Origin of the sequence: Ligilactobacillus murinus DSM 20452 = NBRC 14221, from assembly GCF_001591685.1 — a bacterium.
Classification (GTDB): domain Bacteria; phylum Bacillota; class Bacilli; order Lactobacillales; family Lactobacillaceae; genus Ligilactobacillus; species Ligilactobacillus murinus.
This window is the reverse complement of record NZ_BCVJ01000059.1, coordinates 1-9,655: the sequence shown is the minus strand read 5'-3', so window position 1 is coordinate 9,655 and position 9,655 is coordinate 1. Positions and strand designations below refer to the sequence as shown.

The 9,655-nt window shown below is 36.3% G+C and carries 4 protein-coding genes and 1 pseudogene; 4 read left to right on the top strand and 1 reads right to left on the bottom strand.

All coding sequences use genetic code 11. The annotated features are described in order from the left end of the window. The first annotated feature begins 109 nt into the window (after positions 1 to 109). Together LMU01S_RS08990 and LMU01S_RS08985 are read left to right on the top strand one after the other, a co-directional pair. Positions 110 to 3,076 carry an LTA synthase family protein gene (locus tag LMU01S_RS08990; protein ID WP_082613077.1) on the top strand — a complete coding sequence of 989 codons (2,967 nt, stop codon included), beginning with the start codon at positions 110 to 112 and terminating at the stop codon, positions 3,074 to 3,076. Positions 3,077 to 3,129: 53 nt separating this feature from the next. Continuing rightward, entirely contained in the window at positions 3,130 to 6,063 is a 2,934-nt protein-coding gene (locus tag LMU01S_RS08985; protein ID WP_056959278.1) for an LTA synthase family protein, read from the top strand. Between the two features lie 70 nt (positions 6,064 to 6,133). Here LMU01S_RS08985 and LMU01S_RS08980 read toward each other — a convergent pair whose 3' ends face one another. Beyond that, positions 6,134 to 7,525: an amino acid permease gene (locus LMU01S_RS08980; RefSeq protein WP_056959279.1), complete on the bottom strand. Its 1,392-nt coding sequence runs from the start codon at positions 7,523 to 7,525 to the stop codon at positions 6,134 to 6,136. Between the two features lie 401 nt (positions 7,526 to 7,926). Here LMU01S_RS08980 and LMU01S_RS08975 point away from each other — a divergent pair, with 401 nt between their 5' ends. Together LMU01S_RS08975 and LMU01S_RS08970 are read left to right on the top strand one after the other, a co-directional pair. After that, a complete protein-coding gene (locus tag LMU01S_RS08975) occupies positions 7,927 to 8,982 on the top strand; it encodes an acyltransferase family protein (RefSeq protein ID WP_056959280.1) in 1,056 nt (351 codons plus the stop codon). Positions 8,983 to 9,345: 363 nt separating this feature from the next. Continuing rightward, a pseudogene (locus tag LMU01S_RS08970) lies at positions 9,346 to 9,655 on the top strand (hypothetical protein); the annotation flags it as partial.

Genomic DNA, 9,655 nt, shown 5'->3' with positions numbered 1-9,655 from the left:
ATTTTTTGTTTAAATTATTATTTTTGTGTAAGGTGCAGTTTATAATACCAGTATTTTTAGATATACTAATTGTAGCAATATTTTTATGAAAGTGGAGCAGGGGAGGATTATGATCAAAAAAGATGTGGGAAGCAAACTCAAAGCATGGTCAGTTACTTATGGGGCCATGGTTTTAACGCTATTTAATGCTTTATATTGGCAACATGAACCACAGATCTTACAACAAGATACTATAAGTTTTAAATATTTATTGGCTAACGTTTTACATGGCTTTTCAGTAACTGGTCCAGTACTGGCACTACTGTTGATCGGCTATTTAGTTGCTCATAGTAAGACTATTGGTCTGGCACAGATCTGGGGCTGGTTATTTGTGGGAGGCTGGATAAGCTTAGCACTTTTGTATATGCTACAGTCGAATCCAGTTTGGGTCGGATATTTTTATAATGCTATTTTTCCAATTTTGCGAAATGCTTACCCATTAGCAAGTGGGGTATTTTTAGGGACGCTTACGCTAAAGGGAATGCGTAAATTATTTGCGGTAACTCCATACACATACTATATATTTTTTATTATATTAATCGTTATTCCTACTATATTTAATCAAGATATTTTTAGTTATAACGGTGGGTCATCTGTATTTTATGCTTGGGTCATATTTAATCTAGGGGCAAATTTACCATTAGAACGTACCGATATGAAGGATGGCTTTGCATTATTGGGCGCGGGTTTATTATTGATTTTATTTTTAGGTATGATGCCGTTAATTTCAAAAGGAAGCCATGGTGATTTAAGTACGGCAAATAGACTAACTAATTCGGCTAGTTTATTCCCTATATTATTCAGCATATGTTTGTTGAATTATTTTGTTTATAATCTATCCTGGAAGCAGAAACAACGCTATATTTTAGGGTTATTAGGAGCTATGCTACTGTCATCAAATAGTACTTTAGTTGAGCTTACAAATATGCTTAATATTGGTGCTGGTTGGGGATTACGATATTTAGAGCTGTTAGAAGCTATTTTAGTCCCATTGGTAATTATTATGTGTGTTCGAATCTACGATAAAACTAGTTGGGCTAAGAAGCTAGCCAACTTAGATAGAGGGCTTGACACTTGGAATTTACATAATTTAGAACAAAAAGTAAAATTAGTAGTTTCCAAAAGTAAACTAGGTATTCTATCGCATAAATATCAGCTATTAGTTGTGGGAGTGATGCTATTCTTTGCATATTTTTCGTTTGTTCTGACTAGTGTCAATGGGCATGTCGCTGATAGTATGACGGGGGATATTACATATAGTGCGTGGACTTTTGCGGTGTTGCAGCGGCCGCAGATGATCGCTTTTACGGCACTATTGTTTATCTGCGTGCATATATTTTTACGTGGGCTAACAAATAATTTTTGGCTAGCTTTTTTAGTAGGTGACTATTTAATAATTATTTGGTTGATTGCGACTCGCTTAAAGATAGATAGTCGACGTGAGCCAATTTTACCATCCGAAGCAAAAATGGTCGAAAGTTATGGTGACCTGTTACAGATGGCTCCGGCGTGGGCCGTGGTATTAGGAGGGATCCTCTTAGTAGGAGGAATTATTTTAAGTATTTGGCTGTCACGAAAAAAACAGGTCAAAGGGTTATCATTTAAACAACGAGTAATATATATGTTGTTACCGATTTTAGTAGTATTTAGCAGTTGTTTTTGGAATCATGAAGGCTCTACTGCTAAAAAAATTATGAGAAACGTTGGGAATGATCCGCTTTTTCATTATCAGCTATATGCAGTTCAACTAAATGGACCGACTATTCAATTTTTAAATAATATAGATATTGTTATAATGGATCAGCCTAAAAGCTATTCAAAAGCTAAGATCCAAGAAATAGTGACTAAATATAGTTTGTTAGCTCGACAGATCAATGCTACACGTACTAATACTTTGGGTGATCAAACAATAATTTTTAATTTGAGTGAAAGCTTTAGTGATCCAAATAATGTGGATGGAACTAAACTAAAAAGTGATCCGATACCTTATGTGCATCAATTAATGTCACAGGGCTCTGGAGGACGTATGATAAGTGCGAGTTATGGTGGAGGAACAGCTAATACAGAATATATGACTCTAACGGGTTTTCCAATGGCAAATTTCGCGCCAACTATTAGTACACCATATGCTCAAATAGTTGCTACAAGTTCCTACGCTCCTTCAATTGTAGATTATTTTTCCAATTCAGTAGCTATTCATCCTTATGTGGGAAATTTTTATAGTCGTCCCGTTGTTTACAATAAATTTGGTTTTGATGATTATATTTATCTTGGAAGTAAAACCGGAGTCAAGTATCAAGAAAATGTGGGAACTAATCCATATTTATCTGATAGAACGGCATATATGAATGCACTTGAGGCGATAAAGAATAATAGGACGTTAGGACAATTTATCAATTTAATAACTATTCAAAATCATATGCCATATAATGATTATTATGGCAACGATAGTAAATTTGAAGTAATGGAGGCTGTTGATATTGATAATACGCGTAGTGCAATTAACAACTTTGCGAGGGGAATTCACTACACAGACAAATATCTAGAGGAATTCATTACACAGATCGATCAGATCAAAAAACCGATAACGATTGTCTTCTACGGCGATCATTTGCCTGGAATATATGCAAATGATATGCAAAAGGACGGGTTGAGTTTACATGAAACAGACTATTTTGTCTATTCAAATAAATATGCACAGCAAAATGGTGCTAAAAGCAGCTTGGTCAAGAGTAAAGTAGTCTCACCAAATGATTTTCCTGCTATGGTAGCTGAAAAAACTAACTCTAAGATCTCACCTTATTATGCTTTGTTAACTGAAGTCTATCAGAAAATACCAGCATTTTATTTGGAAAGTAGTGTATCAAACTCTAAGACTCGTATTGTCGATTATGTAACGGAAAAGGAACAAGTCTTAAATGAAAAGCAGCTAACAGCTGAGCAAAAAGAGATTTTAGAAGATTTAAAGCTGATTCAATATGATGCTACTACGGGAAAAAACTATGTCAAAGATACAAAATTTATGCAAATGCCATAATTAATTTACACAGAAAGTGGGGACTTCTCATCAAAAAATACCGTAGCTATGACTTGATCATAGGGATATTCTTACTCTGTTTCGATCGCCTATTTTGGGCTTTTGATCCAGAAATCGCAACTAAATATAATGAACCATCAGTACAATTGAGTGGAGTTTTACTTTTACATAGCGTGACTGTTTTAGGACTAACGTTGACTTTATTGGGCCTAGGACGCTATTTAGCTTGGCAAACACACACGATAGGGAAAGTTATCAAAATTTGGATGTACACTATCTTGTTGGGTGTGCTCACCATAAGTATTTATTTCATTCTAAAAAAAGAAATTTCGTCTAGTTTGATCTATAATACGCTGTTACCGATAATACGCAATACGTACCCACTTGTTACAGGAATTATTTTTGGGTTACTTTTGTTGCCATTATATCGGAAGTTTCTAATAAAGTATTCACAATTAGCGTATATTTTTTTGGGCGTAGTTATTATTTTGCCAACGTTATTTGCACAAGATATTTTTGGGTTTGTTGGTGGTAATTCAGTTACTTTTGCGCTTATGCTATTTTTATTAGGAGTCACTTTGGAGCTAAAGCCATTAAAGTTAAGTAAGCTAAATACTCTTAGTTGGACTCTGTCAGCCTGCTTATTATATATTGGTTTGGTGAGCGCAATGCCACTGATTTCGCAAACGGTCCATGGAGATCTTTCAACTAGTTATCGCTTTGTAAATTCGAGTTCGGCTATTGCTGTTTTTGTAGCAGTAATGTTCAGTCAATGGTTACATGGGCTGCCTGATTTCAAGCAGCGCCTGCTTGAATATGTAGCCCTAGGTGGAATCATTATCAGTGGAATTAGTGATGTTACCAATGCTTGGGTAGCATATAACACTAAATTTACTGGGCATGCAACTACAAGGATCTTAAATTTGGTAACAAAAGAGATTTTGGGAGTGTTATTGCTCTTGTTAGTAGTAGTTCTCCTACTGGCATTACAGCCGTGTGTCAAAAACTGGTGTGCCAGTTTGGATCAGACGCTCCCTGAACTTGATGATCCTAAAGCATTGGATATTTTAAAACATAAGGGTGTTAAATGGATAGCTACGCATCACCCATATTTAGTAGGGATAGTGGGAGCTTATAGTCTATCTTACATTTCATTTTTGATGATGAATATGAGTTGGGAAGTGGAGCCTAATGTTGATGCAAGTTACAACATTTTCACGTATACACTAGGTCCGCGACAATTTCAGGTGTTGTTTAATACCTTAATATTTATCATGATTTTCAAGTTATTATGGGGTTTAACTAATCGCTATTGGCTAGCTGAGATTACTACTGCTGGGATCGTAGTAATCTGGACGGTTGCTAACCGCTTGAAGATCCAAGCGCGCAATGAACCAATCATGCCCTCCGAGTTTTCGATGGTCAAAGCATGGGGAAGTTTGATTGGAATGGTCAATACTTGGATCATTGGAGTAACAATTATTGCACTCTTGTTAGCTGTTATAGGGATTATTTATTTAGAAAGAACACATCCGTTTGGACGCAAAAAAATTATTTCCCGAGTTATTTGGGTTATAATTTCTGTTATATTCTTTAATGGGGCTCGCTATTTAAATCACCAAGATTCATTAGTGCATATTTTTATGGATAAAACTGGCAATGACCCAACTTTTTATAATCAATTAGCAGGGGCACAAAAAAATGGACCATTCCTGCAGTTTGCAAATAATTTAGATGTTGAAATTATGCCCAAACCTGCTGGCTATTCAAAACAAAAGATGGCTCAGATCAAAAGTCGCTATACTGAGCGGGCCCAAGAAATAAATATGACGCGTTTAAATACACTTGGTGATCAAATTTTGATTTTTGGGTTGAGTGAAAGCTTTTCTGATCCAACCCAAGTTCCGGGAATTGAATTGCCAAATGATCCAATTCCTAACGTTAGAAAAATCAAGCAGCAAACTACGGCTGGCTATATGGTGAGTGCTGGTTATGGTGGTGGAACTGCAAATATGGAGTATATGGCATTGACAGGTTTTAATTTAGCTAATTTCTCACCAACTTTGCCTACTCCATATACGCAACTAGTACCTTCACAGACACATTCTCCGTCGATTGCTGATTATTTTCCAGAAGCTGTCGCGATCCATCCATACATTGGAGCGTTTTACAGTCGTCCTGAAGTCTACGCTAAATTTGGTTTTGATCGTTTCATGTACATTGGTAGTAAATATCCGATCAAGCATCAAAAAAAGATTGATCGTAGCCCATATCTGTCAGATGAAACAGCATTTGCTAATACACTAGATCAGATCAGGAAAGCTAAAGGTGGCTTGTTTATCAACTTGGTGACGATGCAAAATCATTTTCCATACTATAACAACTACTACGATGGCTCGGATATGTTTACGCCAACGGGTGAATCAGTTGATGAAAATATCCGAAATATGGTCAAAGATTTTTCTATGGGACTATATCACAGCGATAAGGCGATTCAAAAATTTATAGAACAAATCGATCAGATTCAAAAACCAATTACGTTTGTCTTCTATGGCGATCATTTGCCGGGAATCTATCCAAGCGTGGATATGAAGCAATATGGGTTGGTTTTGCATAAGACTGATTACTTCATCTACTCTAATGCTTATGCCCAGAGACAAGGAGCCAAGCCATTGACTAAAGAGACTAAACTCGTCTCACCAACTGATTTTCCTGCGTTAGCTACAGCTCAAACTGACTCTAAAGTTTCACCATATTATGCATTATTGACAGATGTCTCACAAAAATTACCAGTTTTGACGTTGGACATCACAGAAAATACGATCAATAGCTATAACACTAATTTACAGTTGATTGCGCAAAATGGAGAAATTGTTGATTCTAAGAGCTTGACTAAGACACAAAAACAGCTTTTAGAAGATTATCGGTTAGTTCAGTATGACTTGACTGCGGGAAAACAATATCTAAAAGGTACCTTCATAAAATAAAATATGTAAAAACTGTCAAAATTTCGCTATTAAAAGAAATTTTGACAGTTTTTTAGTGAGTTTATTTCAATTATACTTTGGCTTTCTTATTGCGACTAAAGAAAACAGCGGTCAAGATGAGCAAGAAGATAGCTCCGACTGAAACTGATACACGGGTATCGGGGTTGATGAACATGAAGATCATGATCACAACAAGTGAAACGATCGCAAAATAGTTTGAGAACGGATAAAGTGGCATCTTGAACGGGTGATCCGTTAATTCGTGTGCGTTTTGTCGTCTAAAGCGTAATTCTGAGATCAAAATCACAAACCATGGCACCATCCCAGGTAGAACACTAGAACTATACACAACAACGAAGAGATTAGCCGTATTTTTGTTCAAGCTAGTCAAAATGATGTTTAGGATAAACCCAAGTAAGATCCCACCTGAGATAGCTAAGATCGCAATGTTTGGTACCACGTGCTTAGAGAGCTTGCTGAAGATCTTAGGTGCTTCATGGTCGATGGAAAGTTTAAAGAGCATACGGCTAGAACTATAGATCCCAGAGTTAGCTCCTGACATCGCAGCTGTTAAGACCACGAAGTTGATGATCCCGGCAGCCCCAGCGATCCCAACTTTAGAGAAAGTCTCAACAAATGGAGAACCGATCGCAGCTAATTGATCCCATGGGTAGATCGTTACGATCACAAAGATCGCTCCGATATAGAAGATCAAGATGCGCCAAACGATCGATTTAACGGCTGCGACGATCGCATGCTTAGGGTTAGCGGCTTCCCCGGCTGTGATCCCTAAAAGCTCGATCCCTTGATAGGAACCAACAATGATCGAAAGTGAGAACATGAAGCCTTTAAAGCCACCAGGGAAAAAGCCGCCATGAGCCCATAAGTTAGATAAGCCTAAGGGTTGCCAGTTATTTCCAAAGCCAAGAAAGATCACGGCTAGCCCCATAATGATCATTAAAATGATCGTGACGACTTTGATCAAGGCAAAATAGAACTCCAAAGTCCCGTAAGCTTTGGCCGAGGCTAGATTAGCCAAAGTCAGTGTGATCACGACAACTAGCCCAGATACCCAATCTGGAAGATTAGGCCACCAGTAATTCAAATATTGAGTGACGGCGATGACTTCGCTGATCCCAACAACGATATATTGAAAGATGTTGCTCCATTTAGTTAAATAACCAGCAAGTGGGTGGATATAGTCGGTAGCGTAATCAGCAAAAGAACCAGTCCCAGGTTTGATGTAGATCATTTCACCTAGGGCACGCATGACCGCATATAAGACGATCCCAACAAAGGCATAAGCTAGCAAAACAGATGGACCAGTCCATTTGATGGTGGAAGTCGAACCCATAAATAACCCGACCCCGATCGTTCCACCAAGGGCGATCATTTCCATTTGACCAGACGTGAGCGACCGATTTAAATGATTTTTGGGCTGCTCGTTTGAATCCTTACTCATAAAAAATCCCCATTTCTTTGTCCTATGCAAAAAAGCTAACTAAAAAGCGGTATCGACGTAACATTTATTGTTAGGTGATATTGCTGATCAGTTAGCTTTATTAATCGACATTTTATTATCTCAAATAGCCCCAACCAGCCTACATAGTGGTGGTTGAGGTGGTGGTTGCTGTAGTTTGTGTACTAATACTGTAATTCATGGTAACAACCTCCGTGAGCTTTATAAGGTTAGAATACCATTAAAGCTTTGATCGTGCAAGGTAAAATTTTAGGAGTGTGGGTAAATGACTATAGTTATAGGATAATTGAAGGATTTGTAATATAATATTCTTGATTATTGAGTATAGAGTTTCACGTGAAACACACAATACTTGATTTCAATACATAATTTTTGGAGGAAATATGACGAGGAGAATTGATTGGATAGATATAGTACGCGCAGTGGGCATGTTTCTGATAATTATGGGCCACACATTGGAAGTATACACCTACTCAATTGTGGGAAAATTGATTTTCGCTGTGCATGTACCGGTGTTCTTTGTTTTATCAGGATATCTTTATAAAGAAAAACCATTTAAAAAGGTTTTTAAGGGGGGAAATGTCAATCTATTATTGCCATATTTGGCAACTTTGCTCAATGTAGTCATTATTACGAGATTTAATTTTATTTTTCCTAATTGGATCTATAACCTAGATATGCGTAGCTTTTGGGTATCAGCTATTTACGGTAGTGGAACAACACTAAATCCATTTTGGGATAAATCGTTAACGATTAATGCAATAGGTGCTATCTGGTTCTTACTGGCCATGTATTTTGGTAATATCATCTTTAATTTTATTATAGATAGCTTTCGCGGGAACCTATATATAAGTGGAATCGTAGCTACTATTGTAACATTTGTGGGCTTTTATTTGACTGATATAGATATTTGGCTACCCTGGTCTTTGAATGCTGCCATGGCTAGTCAGTTGTTTTATTATAGTGGTTATTTAATCAAAAAAATTGATTTGATTGAAAAATATGGGCGATTTGGATGTTTTACAGGGATTGTGTTATGGATAGTATCAGCACAAAGTGGCTTTTTATATCTCAATATTGCATATGCGGATTCTCCTATTTTAGCAATCCTAGGCGGTATTGGTGGCAGTTTTACTTTAATGTATTTAGCAAAAATTCTTTGTGAAACTAAAGCGGATTTAAAAGCTGTTAAATATTATGGACAGATGTCTTTGATCGTCTTATGTGTTCATTTGATCGATTTAAATTCACTAGCTATTTCAGGAAAAATCTATGGAACTTTAGCTCAAACAACGGGAAATCAAATTTTGGCAGTTAGCATGGAAATATTGTATCGCTTTTTGTTGACTGTTGTAGGAATCATTATAATTCCAAAGTTGCCGATAGTTCGTTCATTCTATTTAAACCGAACTTATCCGTTTAGGACTAAGTTTTTATGAAGAAAGAGCATGAGCCAAAGATATATATAGAATTAATTGATTGGCTAGAAAGCTAGAAGTATACGATATACATTAATTTTTAAGATATATAAATATAGAAATCTTACTTTTGAGAAAGCAATTTTGTGAATGGGTAATAATTAAGTTGTGTAAATAGAGAAATATTTGGTTCATTGATGTGAATGACTTAAGATATCTAAAAATATAGAGAAACTTGCCCTTCTAAGGCTGATCGTATGATATTTTTAGAGTTGGAAAAGTATTAGCTTAAGCATTAATATGTGGGAAAAACTTTTGCGGAGTTGGTGAGCTATATGATTTTTATGTTTGTGTTGAGTGCGATAAATGAAAGGAAGAATCATAGTGGATGATAAAAAACGTAGTGTAAGAAAGTTGGGGATAGTCCTTATTTTTGTCATATGTGCAATTTTGGCTACATATCCTGCATTTATAGGAGGGTATTTTAAGGGGACAACAGATGGTCAAATTCACTTTATAAGATTTGAAGCGATAACAGCTGCACTTAAAAATATTGAGATACCACAATTGATTAATTTTATGGGGTACCAAAATGTTGGTCAAGCCTTTAATGGTATGTATCCTTGGATTTCTGGATTAATTTTTATATTGCCAAAATTATTTATTAGTAAGCCTATATATGCGCTTTTTGTAA